14 protein-coding genes and 1 pseudogene are annotated in these 16,631 nt (G+C 72.0%); 6 read left to right on the top strand and 9 right to left on the bottom strand.

Going from position 1 to position 16,631, the window contains the following annotated elements; translation table 11 throughout:
• Positions 1–169: 169 nt before the first annotated feature.
• From ACFVHO_RS24300 to ACFVHO_RS24275, 6 genes are all read right to left on the bottom strand, one after another.
• Positions 170–1,180, bottom strand: a complete 1,011-nt coding sequence (locus ACFVHO_RS24300; RefSeq protein WP_385718252.1) for a Gfo/Idh/MocA family protein — start codon at positions 1,178–1,180, stop codon at positions 170–172.
• A complete protein-coding gene (locus tag ACFVHO_RS24295; protein WP_385718249.1) occupies positions 1,177–2,256 on the bottom strand; it encodes a Gfo/Idh/MocA family protein in 1,080 nt (359 codons plus the stop codon). Before ACFVHO_RS24295 ends, ACFVHO_RS24300 begins: the two co-directional genes overlap by 4 nt.
• Positions 2,257–2,292: 36 nt before the next feature.
• Positions 2,293–3,195 carry a carbohydrate ABC transporter permease gene (locus ACFVHO_RS24290; RefSeq protein WP_385718246.1) on the bottom strand — a complete coding sequence of 301 codons (903 nt, stop codon included), beginning with the start codon at positions 3,193–3,195 and terminating at the stop codon, positions 2,293–2,295.
• A complete protein-coding gene (locus ACFVHO_RS24285) occupies positions 3,188–4,132 on the bottom strand; it encodes a carbohydrate ABC transporter permease (RefSeq protein ID WP_385718243.1) in 945 nt (314 codons plus the stop codon). Before ACFVHO_RS24285 ends, ACFVHO_RS24290 begins: the two co-directional genes overlap by 8 nt.
• The gene (locus ACFVHO_RS24280; protein WP_385718241.1) at positions 4,132–5,394 is read right to left on the bottom strand and encodes an ABC transporter substrate-binding protein; all 1,263 of its coding nucleotides are present in this window, start codon (positions 5,392–5,394) and stop codon (positions 4,132–4,134) included. The genes ACFVHO_RS24285 and ACFVHO_RS24280 overlap by 1 nt, the downstream gene beginning before the upstream one ends.
• A gap of 74 nt (positions 5,395–5,468) precedes the next feature.
• Positions 5,469–6,596, bottom strand: coding sequence for an ROK family protein (locus ACFVHO_RS24275; RefSeq protein WP_385718238.1), 1,128 nt, complete (start codon positions 6,594–6,596; stop codon positions 5,469–5,471).
• 302 nt (positions 6,597–6,898) lie between these two features.
• Here ACFVHO_RS24275 and ACFVHO_RS24270 point away from each other — a divergent pair, with 302 nt between their 5' ends.
• The 6 genes and pseudogenes from ACFVHO_RS24270 to ACFVHO_RS24245 all read left to right on the top strand — a co-directional run bounded on the left by ACFVHO_RS24270 (position 6,899) and on the right by ACFVHO_RS24245 (position 14,342).
• Positions 6,899–7,708, top strand: coding sequence for an SAM-dependent methyltransferase (locus ACFVHO_RS24270; RefSeq protein ID WP_385718236.1), 810 nt, complete (start codon positions 6,899–6,901; stop codon positions 7,706–7,708).
• Between the two features lie 102 nt (positions 7,709–7,810).
• Positions 7,811–8,815, top strand: a pseudogene (locus ACFVHO_RS24265) (SPFH domain-containing protein); the annotation flags it as partial.
• A 152-nt stretch (positions 8,816–8,967) separates the two neighbouring features.
• Positions 8,968–9,876, top strand: coding sequence for a hypothetical protein (locus ACFVHO_RS24260; RefSeq protein ID WP_385718233.1), 909 nt, complete (start codon positions 8,968–8,970; stop codon positions 9,874–9,876).
• 124 nt (positions 9,877–10,000) lie between these two features.
• Complete coding sequence (locus ACFVHO_RS24255) at positions 10,001–11,074, top strand: mechanosensitive ion channel family protein (RefSeq protein WP_385718230.1); 1,074 nt, start codon at positions 10,001–10,003, stop codon at positions 11,072–11,074.
• A gap of 285 nt (positions 11,075–11,359) precedes the next feature.
• Positions 11,360–12,763, top strand: a complete 1,404-nt coding sequence (locus tag ACFVHO_RS24250; protein ID WP_385718227.1) for a family 2B encapsulin nanocompartment shell protein — start codon at positions 11,360–11,362, stop codon at positions 12,761–12,763.
• Positions 12,750–14,342 (top strand): SufS family cysteine desulfurase, encoded by a 1,593-nt coding sequence (locus ACFVHO_RS24245; RefSeq protein ID WP_385718224.1) that lies wholly within the window; start codon positions 12,750–12,752, stop codon positions 14,340–14,342. The genes ACFVHO_RS24250 and ACFVHO_RS24245 overlap by 14 nt, the downstream gene beginning before the upstream one ends.
• 30 nt (positions 14,343–14,372) lie before the next feature.
• Here ACFVHO_RS24245 and ACFVHO_RS24240 read toward each other — a convergent pair whose 3' ends face one another.
• From ACFVHO_RS24240 to ACFVHO_RS24230, 3 genes are read right to left on the bottom strand one after another with little or no spacing between them, the layout of a single operon-like run.
• Entirely contained in the window at positions 14,373–15,179 is an 807-nt protein-coding gene (locus tag ACFVHO_RS24240; RefSeq protein ID WP_385718221.1) for a hypothetical protein, read from the bottom strand.
• A complete protein-coding gene (locus ACFVHO_RS24235) occupies positions 15,166–15,816 on the bottom strand; it encodes an ABC transporter ATP-binding protein (RefSeq protein ID WP_385718219.1) in 651 nt (216 codons plus the stop codon). Before ACFVHO_RS24235 ends, ACFVHO_RS24240 begins: the two co-directional genes overlap by 14 nt.
• The gene (locus tag ACFVHO_RS24230; RefSeq protein ID WP_385718216.1) at positions 15,813–16,466 is read right to left on the bottom strand and encodes a TetR/AcrR family transcriptional regulator; all 654 of its coding nucleotides are present in this window, start codon (positions 16,464–16,466) and stop codon (positions 15,813–15,815) included. The genes ACFVHO_RS24235 and ACFVHO_RS24230 overlap by 4 nt, the downstream gene beginning before the upstream one ends.
• Positions 16,467–16,631 lie beyond the last annotated feature (165 nt).

The raw sequence follows: 16,631 nt of genomic DNA, 5'->3' as shown, positions 1-16,631 counted from the left end.
CGGATCGCCCTCGTACTGGACGTACTTGGGTGATTCGGGCGTGCGGCGAGAGTGCGTGCCAGGCGTCGCGGGCCCGCGAAGATCCGCCGGACAGGCCCTAGGCCCGGTCCGGCGCGGCGCCCCGCAACGCCGGGCAGGCCCTGGCATCCGGCGCGCCGCGCGGCCTGCCTCAGTCGACGGCCACCGGCACCCCCGTCCGCGCCGACGCGTACCCCGCCTCGACGATGCGCAGCGTGCGCAGACCGCCCTCGCCGTCCGCGACGTCCATGCCGTCGGGACCGGGGCCGTACAGGAAGGCGCGCAGCATCGCCGCGTCCAGGTCGACGCCGAAGGGGAGTTCCAGGGCGCGGCCGTGGCGTTCGCTGTGGCCGTGCACCTTCTGGTCGAAGGCGTCCATCTCCAGCGTGGCGTGCTCGCCGACGAGGGTCATCTCCAGGCCGCCCCAGGCGGGGTGGGAGCGGGGGTGGGACCAGGAGCAGTCGATGGTGGCGACGGTGCCGTTGTCGTACTCCACGGTGACCAGACCGCTGGTCTCGGCGGTCACCTCGCCCTCGTACAGGAGGTTGTTGGTCTGCGCGTAGACCTCCACCGCGCGGGCGGCGAACAGGTCGTCGAGGAGGTCGGCGATGTGGACGGTGTGGTCCATCAGGGCGCCACCGCCCGCGAGTTCGGGGTCGGCGAACCAGCGGCGGGCGCGGGTCGGCATATGGCCGTTGTTGGCGCCGGACACGGTCAGGACGCGGCCGGTGTCGCCGGCGGCCACGGCCCGTTTGACGGCCGCGTACGCCGGGCTGAACCGCACCGGGAAGGCGACCGCGAGCCGCACCCCGGCCGCCCGGCAGGCGGCGACCATCGCCGCGCCGTCCGCGACGGTGGTCGCGAGCGGCTTCTCGCACAGGACGTCGACGCGGCGCGCGGCGGCCAGCTCGACCAGCGGGCGGTGCCGGGCGTTCTCGGCGCAGACGATCACGGCGTCGGGACCCCAGGCGAAGACGTCCTCGTACGTGTCCGCGTACGGGACGCCGTGCTGCTCGGCGAACGCGCGGCCCCGGGTCTCGCCGGGCGCGGCGAGCTCCGTGTCGGGGTCGCTGCCGATGACCTCCACGCCGGGCAGGTCACGGAGCAGGGTCAGATAGGCCGCCGCGTGGACGTGGGCGAACGACAGGACGGCGACCTTCATCGGGCGTACTCCTCGTTCGCGATGGTCCCGGCGCTCGGTGCGGGGGCGTTCCCGGGCCCTGGGACGGGGGCGGTGGTCAGTTCGACGGCGCGGCCCGTGCGGCTCGACTCCACCGCCGCGCGCGCGACCCGCACCGCCTCGATGCCGTCGCGGGCGCTCACCCGCGGCCGGATTCCCGGGTCGTCCCAGGACGCGGCGAACTCGCGGAGTTCGGTGAGGTAAGGGCTCTCCGTCATGGGGCTCGACGGGATGCCCTCGTTGGCGGCGCGCTCGCCCTGCGCGGTGATGCGGAAGCCGGGCACGGCGGTGGAGTCGTGGCGCAGCAGCCCGTCGGCGCCCGCGATCCGGAACGTCGTGCGGAACTGCTGGTCGGGCAGCCCCCACAGGCCGCTGACGTGGCTGACGGCGCCGGAGGCATGGGTGAGGACGGCGGTGGCGGTGACGACGCCGGCCGGTGCGCCGGTGGCGTGCTCGACGCCGCGGGTCCGGGCGTGCACGCGCACCACGTCGCCCGCGACCCAGCGGGCGATGTCGATGTCGTGCACCATCAGGTCCATGATCACGCCGCCGGACTGGGCGGGGTCGGCGAACCAGGGCGCCCACTGCGGCCGCGCCCCGCCCCGGGTGAGGCGGAGCACGGCGAGGGCGCCGAGCTCACCGCGTACGACGGCGTCGCGCATGGTCGCGTACGCGGGGAAGTAGCGCACCACGTGCGCCGGGTGGAGGTGTACGCCCGCGGTGTCGGCGGCGGCCGCGATGTCCTCGGCGTCGTCGACGGTCAGCGCGAGCGGCTTCTCGCAGACGACGTGGCGGCCCGCGGCGATCGCGGCGAGGGCGAGGTCCTTGTGGGTGGGGGTGGGGGTGCAGATGTCGACGGCGCGGCAGTCGGCGAGGAGTTCGTCGAGCGTGGGCACGGCGGTGACGTCGTGGCCGCGCGCCGCGTACTCGGCGGCGAGCTTGTCCGCGGAGCCGTCCTGGGTGTGGACGCTGACCCGCGCGCCCAGTTCCAGCCAGCCGGGCAGATGCGCGCGGGCGATGCCGCCCGCGCCGAGCAGGCCGATGTGAAGCGGTGGCATGGAGGATCTGGCCTTTCTCTGTGCGTCGGTGTGCCGTCAGCCCTTGGAGCCCGTGAAGGCGACGCTCTGTACGAAGTGGCGCTGGAGGAAGACGTAGACGAGCAGCATCGGCAGGCTCGCGATCAGCGAACCGGCCATCATCACGGGGTAGTTGGTCTCGTACTGGCCTTCGAGGGAGGTCAGGCCCGCGCTGATCGGCATGGTCTCGGGGTCGGTGTTCACGATGAGGGGCCACAGCAGGTCGTTCCACGCGGTCATGGCGGTGATGACGGCGAGCGCGGCGAGCGCGGGCCGGATCAGCGGCAGCATGATCGACCAGAAGATGCGGAAGGAGCCCGCGCCGTCGATGCGCGCGGCCTCCTCCAGCTCCTTGGGGAGCGCGAGGAACGCCTGCCGCAGCAGGAAGGTGCCGAAGGCGCTGAACATGCCGGGGAGGAACAGCGCGGGCGTGGAGTTGAGCAGCCCGAACTGCTGGATGATGTCGTACTGCGGCAGCACGAGCAGTGAGCTCGGCACCATCAGGACGGAGAGGAAGAGCCCGAACAGCACGTCGCGGCCGCGGAATCGCATGCGCGCGAAGGCGTAGGCGGCGAGGGAGCAGAACACGAGCTGGCCCGCGGTGCGCCCCGCGGTGGCGAGGGCGCTGTTGGTGAGCATCTCGCGGAACGGCAGCGCGGTGAAGACCTCGTCGAAGCTCGACCAGTTCCAGTCGTCGGGCAGGAACGTGGGCGGCACCCGGGAGACCTCGGCGAGCGACTTGAGCGCGGTGAGGGCCTGCCAGAGGAACGGGAAGACCATCACGACGGCGCCGAGCGAGAGCACCAAGTGGGTCGCCAGGGAGCCGTAGTCGACACGCCGTCGGGGTCGCGGCACCGCCGCCTCCGCGACGGCGGTCCGCGTGCCCGCCGTCCGCGCTCCGGTGATCTCGGTGTCAGCCATAGTGCACCCACTTCCGCTGGAGCCGGAACTGCAGATAGGTGAGGCCCGCGATGAGCAGCATCAGCAGGAAGGCGAGGGCGGCCGCGGCGCCCTGGGCGTTCTCGATGAACGCCCACTTGTAGAAGAGGCCGACGACCGACTGGGTGTCGCCGACCGCGGGGTTCTTCTCGCCCATCATGATGTAGATCAGGTCGAAGGTCTGCAGGGACTGGATCATGCAGATGACGGAGGCGAAGAACAGCGTGGGGCTGAGCAGCGGCAGGGTGATGGTGAAGAAGCGGCGCAGCGGCCCGGCCCCGTCCAGCTCGGCGGCCTCGTAGTAGTCCTGCGGGATCGCCTTGATGCCCGCCATGAAGATGATCAAGTAATAGCCGGTGGTGGACCAGACCATGACGGCGCCGATGGCGAGCACGGCCGTCGAGGGGTCGGAGACCCAGTAGTGCCGGTCGACGCCGAACCATCCGAGGATCTCGTTCAGCAGGCCGAAGTCGCCGTTGTACAGCCAGTTCCAGACCAGGCCGACGGCGACGGGCAGCGTCACGAACGGCACGAAGTACAGGGCGCGGTAGACGGCGACGCCGCGCAGCCCGCGCCGGTTGAGGAGCGCGGCCACGGCGATGGCGAGGGGCAGTGCGAGCAGCCCGATGCCGCAGTAGATGAGGGTGTTGCCGAGGGCCTGCCAGACGGTGACGTCCCGCAGCACGCGCGCGTAGTTGTCGGTGCCGGTCCAGGTGTGGCCGCCGAAGGGGCCGAACTCGGTGAAGCTGAAGTAGAAGGTCTGGATCATCGGCCAGAAGTAGAAGACGGCGAAGCCGATGCCGAGCGGCGCGATGAATCCGTACGCGGCCCGCTGTCCGCGCGAGCCGGGCCGGGCCGCGGACTTCGGCGACCGGCGTCCGGCCGCCTTCGCGGCCGCCGTGGCGGGAAAGAGACTCATCAGCTCCGCTCCTCCTTCAGGGCCCGGTCCATCTGCTTCCCGAGCGTGCGGGCGGCGTCCTCGATGCCGCCCTTGCCGCTGAACGCGGCGCCGAGGAGCGGATATTGGAGGTTCTCCCAGACGGCCGTGTTCTTCGAGCTCGGGTACGGCACGCCGTACTTCTCCATGTCGATGAAGTGCTTGAGGTCGAACTCCGGCATCGACTTCAGCCAGGCGTCCTGGGTGCCCGCGTAGCTGGAGATGGTGACGCCCGACGCCGCCTGGATCTCGGCGGCCCGGCGGCCCGCCATGAAGTGCACGAACTTCCAGGCGGCGGCCTTCTTGTCGCTCTTGGCGGAGATCACGTTGGCCAGGCCGTGGATGATCGTGGTCCGCTCGCGGCCCTTGGGCAGCACGGTGACTCCGGCGTGATCCTTCAGGGCGGGCACCGCGTACATCTGCCCGGCCATCGCCGACAGGTCGTGCACCATGGCCACCTTCTCGGACCAGAAGCGCACCCGCGCGATGTTCTCCACCATGGCGGACTGGGGCGGCGACCAGCCGCGGTCGATCATGTCGGTGAGGAACCGCAGGCCCTCGACGGACCGCTCGTCGCCGAAGCCGGAGTGCCCGTCGCGCAGGACGTAGCCGCCCGCGGCGTGGATGGCCGGGTAGAGGACGATCTGGCGCTGCATCTCGGAGCAGAAGCCGTGCACGCGCTCGCGCGGATCGGTGAGTTCGGCGGCGGCGTCCCGCATGTCGTCCCAGGTCCAGGTGGTGTCGGGGTACTTGATGCCCGCCTTGTCGAAGAGCGCCTTGTTGTACCAGAGGCCGATGGTGTCGAAGTCCTTCGGCAAGCCGTACTGGACGCCGTCGTAGGAGTAGAGCCGCACGAGCTGCTCGGGGTGGCGGTCGACCGGGGTCCGGTCGTTGCCGATGTGCTCGGACAAGGGCTCCAGGACGTCGTGGGCCGCGTACAGCTGGAAGTTGACGGCGTTCATCCAGAACACGTCGGGGGCGGTGCCGCCGCGCATCGAGGTCTTCAGGGTGGTCCAGTAGCTCGCCCACGGGGTCAGCTCGATGCGCACGGAGATGTCCGGGTGCTGCTCCTCGAACGCCGCGATGATCTTCTTCATGCCCGGGACCTGGGCGGGGTCCCACATGCCGTACGAGACGGTGGTGCGGCCGCCGCCGTCGGCGCTGCCGCCCTCGTCCGAGCAGGCGGCGAGCACCGGTGCCGACGCCGCGGCCAGGCCTGAGCAGAGGAGGGTCCTCCTGCGCATCACGCGCCTCCGCTTCCGTTGGGGGTGGGTGGGGGTGCCGGACCCGGCGCGGGCGCCGGTGGGGCGGCGGGCGGTCAGCCGACCGGGTCGGCCAGCAGTTCCTCCTCGACGCGGTCGAGGGCCTTGCGCACCGCGCCGAGGGCGACGCCGCGCTCGCCGAGGGAACTCAGCGCGATCCGCGGCACGTGCAGCGTCAGGGGCCGCAGCCGCTCCTCCAGGAGCGGCACGAGGTGGGCGCCGAGGGGGGTGGCGCCGCCGGTGAGGACGACGAGTTCGGGGTCGAGGGCGAGGGCGAGGGCGGCGATGCCGGGGGTGATGCGGTCGGCGAAGTCCGCTATGGCGTCGAGCGCGCGCGGGTCCGCGGCGTCGGCCGCGCGGGCGAGCGCGGCCACCTCGGACTCGCCGTCGCGCAGCCCGTCCTTCCAGGCGAGGGCCTCGTGGGCGCTGTCCATGCCGAGCAGCGGAAGCAGGCCCATTTCGCCCGCGCCGCCCCGGCCGCCGCGGTGCAGCTGCCCGCCGATGGTGAGGCTGCAGGCGACGCGGTGTCCGGTCAGGACGCAGACCACGTCCCCGGCGAGGGTCGCGGCGCCCTGCCAGCGCTCGGCGAGCACGGCGAGGTTCACGTCGTTCTCGACGAGCGTGTGGCCGCTCTCGCCGTCGGCGAGGAGACGGCCGAGGTCGACTCCGGACCACTCGGGCACCACGACGGAGGTGACGTGGCCGCTCGCGTCCACCACGCCGGGCACGCCGACGCAGCGGGCGAGCACCAGGTCGCGGCGTACGGTGTGGGCGTCGAGGAAGGCGTCGAGGCTGTTCTGGAGGAGGGCGAGGCGCGGGCCGCCGCCCAACTCCGGTTCGATGTCGGCGCGTTCGGCGGCGATGACGTTGCCGCCGAGGTCGGCGAGGAGCAGCACCATCTTGTGCAGCCCGATGTCGGCCCCGAGCACGTACCCGGACTCGCCCCGGAACCGGAACCGCCGCGCCGGGCGCCCCCGCACCCGCTCCCCCGCGTCGGCCTCGGTGACCCACCCCTGCGCGGCGAGCTCCTCCAGGGCCGCGTCCACGGTGGGCCGGGACAGGCCGGTGCCCGCGGCGAGTTCGGCGAGGGTCTGGGGGCTGCGGCGGTGCAGGGCGCGCAGGACGACGGTGGTGTTGAGTCGGCGCAGAGCGGCCAGATCATGGCCGCGCGTCCGTTTTCGCATCAGTTCTGCACCCCGGAAGAAATGGTGAGCGAGCCCGGAATCAGCCCCAGTGAAGGGCCGTGGCAGAGCTCCCGTCAAGATTTGGTAGGACAGTTTCATAAAGCGCGGCCCTCGGGAAGACCTCGCGCACGGCCGATTCCCGTACGGCCACGGGCTCATCGCCCGCGCGGGCACGGCCCGTTGCCCGAACGGTCACCGGACCCTCGCGGTCCGCGCCGGCACGGTCACGGGCGCTTGCCGCTACCGTCTCCTGGCCGGGCCCGCGCGGCCCGAACCACCGTTCCCGCCCGAGGAGTTGCCCCGTGACCGCAGTCCCGCCCGCCGCCGAAGGCCTCGACACCGGAACCCCGCACCCCGCCCGTGTCTACGACTGGTTCCTCGGCGGGACGGACCACTACGCGGCGGACGCGGAGCTGGGACAGCAGCTCGTCGCCCTGGACGCCAGCACCAAGTACTGCGCCCAGCACAACCGTTGGTTCATGCAGCGCGCCACCCGCCACCTCGCGGGTACGGCCGGAATACGCCAGTTCCTCGACCTCGGCAGCGGCATACCGACGGAGCCGAACCTGCACCGCGTCGCACAGTCCGCCGCACCCGACGCGCGCGTCGTGTACGTGGACAACGACCCGATCGTCCTTGCGCACGCCGAGCCCCTGATGGCCGGGTCCGCGACGGGCGCGAGCACCTTCCTCCAGGCGGACGTCCGCGAGCCCGACCGGATCCTGGACCTCGCCGCGTCCGTCCTGGACTTCGACGAGCCGATCGCGCTCTCCCTGATCGCCCTCCTGCACTTCGTCAGCGACGAGGACGGGGCCCGGGAGATCGTCGCCCGCCTCGTCGGCGCCCTAGCCCCGGGCAGCCATCTGGTCCTCTCACAGATGGCGGGCGACTGGATCCCCGAACGCACCGACCGCGCCGTGCAGATGTACAAGGCGGGCGGCGTCACGCTGGTCCCCCGCTCCCGGGAAGAGGTGCTGCGCCTCTTCGAGGGCTTCGACCTCCTGGAGCCGGGGCTGGTGTGGCCGCCGGACTGGCGCCCGGAGCTCGGCGTGGCGGAGGTGCGGGACGGGACGGAGGTGCCGTTGTACGCGGGGGTGGCACGGAAACGGTAGGCAGGGCAGGGCCAAGAGCCCCCACCTCCCTTTTAGTCGCCTTGACGATAAGCAAGTCGAACCAATATCGTCGAGGTGACGAAAAACGGGAGGGGTTCCACCATGGCCGACATCACCCGGCGCCTGGGCCTGCGTCATCTGCGGTCCGCGCCGACCGCCCACATCCGCCACCACAAGAACGGCAAGCTCGCCCACGACGGGCCCGGGCTGAGCTTCTGGTTCCGGCCGCTGAGCGCCGCGCTGTCCGAGATACCCGTCGACGACCGGGAGTTGGCGGTCGCCTTCCACGCGCGCACCGCCGACTTCCAGGACGTCACCGTCCAGGCCGCGGTCACCTACCGGATCAGCGACCCGGCGGCGGCCGCCGCCCGCCTGGACTTCTCCGTCGACCCCGACACCGGGGTCTGGCGGTCCGCGCCCCTGGAGCAACTGTCCACGCTGCTCACCGAGTCGGCCCAGCAGCACGCCCTGGACGTCCTCGCCCGGATGCCGCTCTCGGAGGCCCTCGCGGAGGGCGTCGCCGCGGTACGGGAGCGGGTCCGCACCGGGCTCGGCTCCGAGCCCCGGCTGCCCGCCACCGGCATCGAGGTCGTCGCCGTACGCGTCGTGGCGATCCGGCCCGAGCCGGAGGTGGAACGCGCGCTGCGCACCCCGGCACGCGAGCGCATCCAGCAGGACGCGGACAGCGCCACGTTCGAGCGCCGGGCCGTGGCCGTCGAGCGCGAGCGCGCCATCGCCGAGAACGAGCTGGCCAGCCGCATCGAACTCGCCCGCCAGGAGGAGGAGTTGGTGGCACGGCGCGGCACCAACGCGCGCCGCGAGGCCGAGGAGAAGGCCGCCGCCGACGCCGTACGCACCGAGGCCGAGGCCGCCCGCACGGTGGCGCTCGCCCGGGCCGAGGCCGAAGCGGCCCGCACCGTCGGCGAGGCGCGTGCCGCCGCGCAGCGGTCCTGGCTGACGGCGCACGCGAGCGCCGACCCGACGACCCTGCACGCCCTGGCGGCGACCCGGCTCGCCGAGAACGTCCCGCGCATCGAGAGCCTGACGCTCACCCCGGACGTGGTGACGGGACTGCTGGGGAGGCTGGGGCGCGGTGGGGGTGTCGGGGTGGCCGGGGCCGAGGCGGGCACAGGTGCTGGTGCCGGTGCCCAGGAAGGCACGGGTGCGAGTGAGGCCGGTGCGGGCGCGGGCGCGGGTGCCGGGGGCGATCCGGGCACGCGGGGCGCTCGCGACGCGCGCGGTGGCGGGGGTCGGCGGTCATGAGCCTCGCGCCGCGCGCCGTCCTCGTCCACCGCACCACCGAGTACGAGGAGTTGATCGCCCGGCACGGCACGCACGGGCAGGCCGCGTTCTTCCTGTCCTCGCGCGGCCGGGACATCGACGAGGTGGCCGGGCGGCACCGACGCGCGCAGCGGGCGCTCGCCGACGTGGCGGCCGCGGTGCCGCTCAGGTGGCGGACCGCGCGGGTGGAGCGGGCCGACCTGGACCGGTTCCTGTTCGGGCCCGAGGACGTGGTGGTCGTGGTGGGGCAGGACGGGCTCGTGGCCAACGCCGCCAAGTACCTGTCGGGCCAGCCCGTCGTGGGCGTCGACACCGAGCCGGGTCGCAACCCCGGCGTGCTGGTGCGGCACGGGGCGGCCGACGCGGCGAAGCTCCTTCCGCACGCGGCGGCGGGGGCGGCCGGGGCCGACGAACTCACCATGGTCGAGGCGGTGACCGACGACGGCCAGCGGCTGTGCGCGCTCAACGAGATCTACGTCGGCGCCGCCGGGCACCAGACGGCCCGCTACCGCCTCAGCTCCGGCGCCGCACCGGGCACCCCCGCGGACACGGAGGCGCAGGCGTCCTCCGGGGTGGTGGTCGGCACCGGCACGGGCGCCACCGGCTGGCTGGGGTCGCTGCGGCGGCAGGCCGGGGACGGCCCGCGCCCGCCGCAGCCGCACGAGGCGCGCCTGCTCTGGTTCGTACGGGAGGCCTGGCCGTCCCCCACGACCGGCACCTCGCTCGTCCGCGGCGAGCTGACCGAGGAGCAGCGCCTGTGGCTCACCGTCGAGTCGGACCACCTCGTGGCCTTCGGCGACGGCATGGAGGGCGACGCGCTGGGTCTGGGGTGGGGACAGAGCGTGCGGGTGGGGGTGGCTGAGGGGGCGCTGCGGCTGGTGGGGTGAGAGTGTGAAGGGAGGACGAAGATCGCAGGTGGGGGCCGGTGCGGAGGGCCGCGGCGAGTAGGGCAGGATGGGCGGCCGTGTCATCGCGCACGGGAGCGAACCGGCCGACCATGGGAGCGTATTGATGGACCGAGCCCTCACTCTGCACGACTGGACGATCGCCGGCATAGCGGTGTTCTGCGGGCTCGCCGCGGCCCTGCTGCTGCGGACGACGCTGCGCTGGCTCGGGGAGCGGGCCAGCCGTACCCGGTGGGGCGGGGACGACGTCATCGTCGACGCCGCCCGCGCGCTCGTGCCGTGTGCGGCGATCGCGGGCGGGCTCGCCGCGGCGGCCGCGGCGCTGCCGCTGACGCCGCGTACCGGACGTACCGTCACCCTCGTCCTGTCGGCGCTGCTCATCCTCGCGGCCACGGTCACCGCGGCCCGGATCGTCGCGGGGCTCGTCAAGTCGCTCGCCCAGTCGCGCTCCGGCGTGGCCGGCTCGGCCACCATATTCGTGAACATCAGCCGGGTCGTGGTGCTCGCCATCGGCTGTCTGGTGGTGCTGCAGACGCTGGGCGTGTCCATCGCGCCGCTGCTCACGGCCCTCGGCGTGGGTGGTCTCGCGGTCGCGCTCGCCCTCCAGGACACCCTCGCGAACCTGTTCGCGGGCGTGCACATCCTCGCCGCGAAGACCGTGCAGCCGGGCGACTACATCGAGTTGACCAGCGGCGAGGAGGGGTACGTCGTCGACATCAACTGGCGCAACACCTCCGTGCGCAACCTCTCCAACAACCTCGTCATCATCCCCAACGCCAAGCTCGCGGGCACCAACATGACCAACTACAGCCGCCCCGAGCAGGAGCTGTCGATCATGGTGCAGGCGGGCGTCGGCTACGACGCCGACCTCGACCGGGTCGAGCAGGTCACCGTCGAGGTCGTCGACGAGGTGATGAAGGACATCACCGGGGCCGTCCCCGACCACGAGGCCGCCATCCGCTTCCACACGTTCGGGGACTCCCGGATCGGCTTCACGGTGATCCTGGGCGTCGGCGAGTTCAGCGACCAGTACCGGATCAAGCACGAGTTCATCAAGCGGCTGCACCGGCGCTACCGCGCCGAGGGCATCCCCGTCCCCGCGCCGACGCGCACGGTGACCGTGCGACAGGGCGAGCTTCCCGCGCTCATCCCCCACCAGCGGGACGACGCCTCGATCTGATCCGGGCACGCCTTCCTCACGGCCTCGAAAGCCCTTGCATAAGGGGGCGTTGGGGGGTCACGAACTGCCCGTAGGGGAGCAAAACCAGTCGCATATGACGGGCGGGCAATCGACTTGGGGCGGAACCGCGGGCCACGCCTCCGTCGTAGAGCGCCGGAATCCCCGCCCCCGGATCCCGGGTCGGTCATTTCCGGCCGATTGCCAAAAGTAGTTGAAAAGCTACACCTTGTGGTCACGGAACCCCCCGAAGACGATCGGCCCCTGCCCGTCTTCGAGGAGGTTCCCGTGACCGATCGCCTTTCGCTCTCTCCGGATTCAGCACGGCAACTCGCGACCACCACCAAGACCGCGCCGCAGATGCGCGGCACCACCCCCCGCTATCTGCTGCGCGCCCTGCCCTGGGTGGACCTGAAGTCCGGTGTGTACCGCGTGAACCGGCGCCGCACCTTCGTGCTCGGCGACGACCGCATCAGCACCCACAACGACGGCGGCTCCCCCCGCGTCATACCGGGTGACCTGCGCGAACTGCCGTATCTGCGGGACGCCGACGACTCCTGCCTGTCCGAACTCGCGGGCGCCTTCAGCGAGGTCCACTTCGAGGCCGGGCAGGTACTCGCCCAGGAGGGCGACCCCGCCGAGCGGCTGTGGATCATCGTGCAGGGCCGCGCCGAGAAGCGCGTGACGGGGCGCTACGGCGAGGAACAGCTGATCGAGGTCATCGGCGACGGCCAGTTCTTCGACCTCGGCGCCTGGACCCGCGAGGAGCAGACGCCGTACCGCGTGCGGGCCCTCACCCCCGGTACCGCCCTGTGCGCCGACCGCAGCGCCCTCGCGGCGCTCGCCGGCCGCGACGAGCGGGTCCAGAACTCGCTGACCGCGTACGTCTCCGGCAACGGCATCCGCCCCGGCGCCGAGGTCCCGGTCGACCTCACCTCCGGCCACGTCGGCGAGCCCGACCTGCCGGCCACCTACGTCGACTACGAGGACGCGCCCCGCGAGTACCACATGACGCTCGCGCAGACGATCCTGCGCGTCCACACCCGCGTCCACGACGTCTACAGCGGCGACGTCGACCAGACCCGCCAGCAGGCGCTGCTCACCATCGAGGCGCTGCGCGAGCGGCAGGAGGCGGCGCTGCTCAACCACCCGGAGTTCGGCCTCTTCAACAGTGTGGCGGCGGGCCAGCGGGTGCAGACGCGCACCGGTTCGCCGACCCCCGACGACCTGGACGAGCTGCTCTCGAAGGTGTGGAAGCAGCCCAGCTTCTTCCTCGCGCACCCGAAGGCCATCGCCGCGTTCGGCCGTGAATGTACGCGGCGGGGTGTGCCCCCGGTGACGGACAGCCGCTTCGGCAGCCCGCTGCTGACCTGGCGCGGGGTGCCGCTCCTGCCGTCGGACAAGGTGCCGTTCAGCAACGGCGTGCGCGGCAACGGCTCGGCCGCCGCCGTCGGCACCACGGAGATCCTGCTCATGCGGATGGGCGAGGCCGACCGGGGCGTGGTCGGGCTGCGGCCCGCGGAGGTCGCCGACGAGGTCGAACCCGGCCTGTCCATGCGGAACATGGGCACCGACCAGAAGGGCATCAGCTCGTACCTGATGACGGCGTACTTCAACACGGCGGTGCTCGTCGAGGACGCCATCGCGGTGCTCCAGAACGTCGAGGTGAACAACTACCATGACTACTCCTGATCTCAGGGCGCTGCTGCGTTCCCCTGAGCAGGTGCCGTCGCCGACGGCCACCTCGGCAGCCGGGATCCCGGCGACTCCCACGACGACCACGGCCACGACTGCGGCGGTGCCCACGACCGGTGTACCCGCGGCGGCCACCGTCCCGGCGGAGGTCCCGGGGGCCGCCTCCGTCCCCGCCGAAGTACCCACGGAAGCACCGACGGTGGCACCCGCTCCCGCGGAAGCACCGGCGGCTCCCGCCCAGACGCCCACGGGCACCACGAGCGTGCCCGCCGCACCCCCGGCCGACCTCTCCGGCCTGGCCACGACGGCCCCCGGCGTCTTCTCGCCCGAGGCCGCCCGCAAGGACGTCCCGATCCTGCACCGCACCGTCAACGGGCATCCGCTCGTCTGGCTCGACAACGGGGCGACCACACAGAAGCCCCGGCAGGTGATCGAGGCCGTCAGCGCGTACTACAGCGCGGCCAACTCCAACATCCACCGGGGCGCGCACACCATGGCGCGCGAGGCCACGGAGCTGTACGAGGCGGGGCGCAACGCGGTCGCCCAGTTCCTGGGCGCGCCCTCGCCCGACACGATCATGTTCGTGCGGGGCACCACCGAGGCGATCAACCTGGTGGCGCAGAGCTGGGGCCCGGCCCATCTCGGCCCGGGGGACGACATCCTCGTGCCCGTCCTCGAGCACCACTCGAACATCGTCCCCTGGCAGTTGATCACCGAGGAGACGCGGGCCCGGGTCGTCCCCGTGCCGTTGACCCCGGACGGTGAGATCGACCAGGCCAAGTACGCCGACCTGCTGTCCGCGCGCACCCAGATGGTGGTGATCAGCCAGGCCTCGAACGTGCTCGGCACCGTGCCGCCGGTGCGCGAGATGACGGCGCTCGCCCACCGCTACGGCGCGAAGGTCCTGGTGGACGGCGCGCAGGCGGTGGCCCACATGCCGGTGGACGTCACGGAGTTGGGCGCGGACTTCTACGCCTTCTCCGGGCACAAGCTGTTCGCTCCCACGGGCATCGGCGCCCTGTACGCGTCGCCGCAGGCCATGGCGGAGATGCGGCCCTGGCAGGGCGGCGGCAACATGATCGAGTCGGTGAGCTTCGAGCGGACGACGTTCGCGGCGATGCCGCACATGATGGAGGCCGGGACCGGTCACATCTCGGGTGTGGTCGGCCTGTTGGCGGCGATCGACTGGCTGCGCGGCTTCGACCAGAACGCGGTGGCGGCGTACGAGCAGGAGCTCATGGCGTACGCGATGCAGGCGATGGCGACCGTGCCGGGCCTGGAGGTGATCGGGTCGGCGGCCGAGCGGATCGCGGTCCTGACCTTCACGATGGCGGGCCACGATCCGGCGTCGATCGCGGACTGGCTAGACCGGGACGGGATCGCGGTCCGCGCGGGCCACCACTGCGCGCAGCCCGCGCTCGCGCACTACGGCCTGGAGTCCGCGGCCCGTGCCTCGTTCGCGCTGTACAACACCTCCGCCGAGGTGGACCAGTTGGTGGCGTCGCTGCGGCGGCTCGGCCAGTCCGGCCAATCGGGTCAGCGCGACCAGACCGGCCAGGGCGCCCCGGCGCAGTAGCCGCCGTAGTCCGTCCGGGATCCGGGGCCGTCAGCCCGTGGGGCGGCGGCTCCGGGTCCTGAAGTGGAACACGATCAGGCCGACGACGGCGAAGGAGGCGGCCCAGATCAGACCGAGGCCGAGGTAGCGCCACAGGACGGTGTCGCCGAGGGAGCCGCCCACGGAGAACTGCATCGGCCCGAAGGAGGGGAAGTACTGCAGGACCGGCTTGTTGGCGGCCGGGTTGCCGAGCGGGTTCTGCAGGAACGTGTCGGTGAGGCCGCCCATGATGATGAGGAAGAAGCCCTCCAGGTCGTTCTTGACCAGGACGCCGAGCAGCAGGCCGAGCGAGCCGTAGGTGAGGGTCATCGTCACGAAACCGGCGAGGATCGTCGCCCAGCCGGTGAACCCGGGGCGCCAGTAGAGCAGCAGCGCCAGGGCGGTGTAGAGCGCGATGGTGCCCGCGACGATGCCGATGGCGAGCATCTTGGCGCCGATGAGGGTGGACTGGCCGAACCCGGCGAAGGCGAGGCGCTTGTCGAAGGCCAGGGCCTTGCGGACGGCGTCGAAGACGACGAAGCCGGAGATCATCGTGAGCGAGTTGAGCCCGGCGGTGATCAGCGTGATGTGCTTGCCGTTGACGTCGAGCATCTCGCCCGTCGCGTACAGCTTGAAGTCCAGGCCCTTGTCGCCCGCGATGGACGTCATCAGGAGGTACCAGAGCGGCACGAACAGGAGAAGGAGCAGCGCGGCGAGGCGGTTGCGGCTCTGTTCGCGAACGGAGAAGCGCAGCGCGGTCGGGAACTGGCCGTAGAGCGGGGTGGGCGGGGTGCCCGTGAGGGTGTCAGGCGCCGGCATGGCTGTGCTCCTTCACTGCCGTGTCGCGCGGCGTGAGCCGGCCGTCGACGAGGTCGGCCAGGACGTCGAAGCGCTCCTGCTCGAAGACGAGGTGGGTGATGACGACGACGGCCTTGTCCCGCTCGTGCAGTTGGTCGACCAGGTCCCAGAAGCGCAGGTACGTCTCCCAGTCGAAGCCCTGGTACGGCTCGTCGAGGAGCAGGACGTCCGGGTCGTGCAGGAGCGCGAGCGTCAGGTTGAGCTTCTGGCGGGTGCCGCCGGAGAGGTCGCCCGCCGCGGTCCCGCGGTACTTCTCGTAGCCGAGCAGGCGCACCAGTTCGTCCGCCCGGTCCAGGCGGTGGAGCCGGTGGGCGGCGGCGAAGTAGCGCAGGTGCTGGTCGACGGTGAGGTTGGCGTTGAGGACGGGGTCCTGCGGGCAGTAGCCGAGGCTGCCGCCGAGGGCGACCTCGCCCCGGTCGACGTGCAGGGTGCCCGCGATCGCCTTCAGGAGCGTCGACTTGCCGGAGCCGTTCTCGCCGACCACGGCGACCAGTTGCCCTGGTTCGACCGTGAGGTCCACGCCGCGCAGCACCTGATGTCGGCCGTAGGCCTTGTGGATGTCCCGGGCGGTCAGTGCGGGCTCGGGCCGTGTGGTCATGCCTGGCCTCCTTCTGCTTGCGGTGCCTGGGGAGTCGCGTTCAGCCCGCCCGCGTAGATGCTCATGAGCTCCGGGCCCCAGCGGGCCAGGCCCGCCGCCGACAGCGGGTCGACTCCGAGCACCCCGGTCAGCTGGTCGCGGAGCAGGAACACCGAAAGGTCGTTGACCAGCAGCAGCGCGGCGCGGACCTGCGGGTCGCCGCCCCTGGCGGCGACGCCCGACTCGGCGAGGTCGTCCAGGGTCTCCCTGCTCATCGCGTACAGCCGCCGGAACAGGCCGCGGCCCGCCTCCGTGTCGGACAGCAGGAGCCTGCGCAGATAGCCGGGCAGCGGCGAGCCGACCGGCAGGTGGCGCAGGAAGATCTCGCCGAGGGAACGCGCCGCGCTCGTCGACTCCTCGAACAGCTCCGTGCCGCTCTCGCCGGTCAGCTCGCTGAGCATGCCTTCGAAGACGGTGATGACGTACTGGTCGACCTCCTGGCGCAGGCCGTCCTTGGAGCGGAAGTGGTGCACCACGAGTCCCGGCGAGACCCCGGCCGCGGTGGCGATCTGCCGGACGGTCACCACGTCGGGGCCGTGCACGGCGAAGAGGCGCAGCGCCTCGTCTCTGATGACCGCCCGCGTGGTGCGGTCCTCGGGCATTGAACGCATGTACAGCAGACTAAACGCTCGTTCAATCAACTGTCCAGTGCCCCCACGGGAGGCGGCCGTCAGCCATCCGTGGAGGACCGCGGTGCCCGTCTCCACGGATGATGGAGACGGGTATCCGGAAATTGATCGGGACCCCGCGAGCAAAACCCGCCAGGTGATCGATGA

Origin of the sequence: Streptomyces sp. NPDC127108 (genome assembly GCF_042677545.1) — a bacterium.
Taxonomy (GTDB): domain Bacteria; phylum Actinomycetota; class Actinomycetes; order Streptomycetales; family Streptomycetaceae; genus Streptomyces.
The sequence above is the reverse complement of the archived record's forward strand: the minus strand, read 5'-3'. Positions and strand labels throughout refer to the sequence as shown.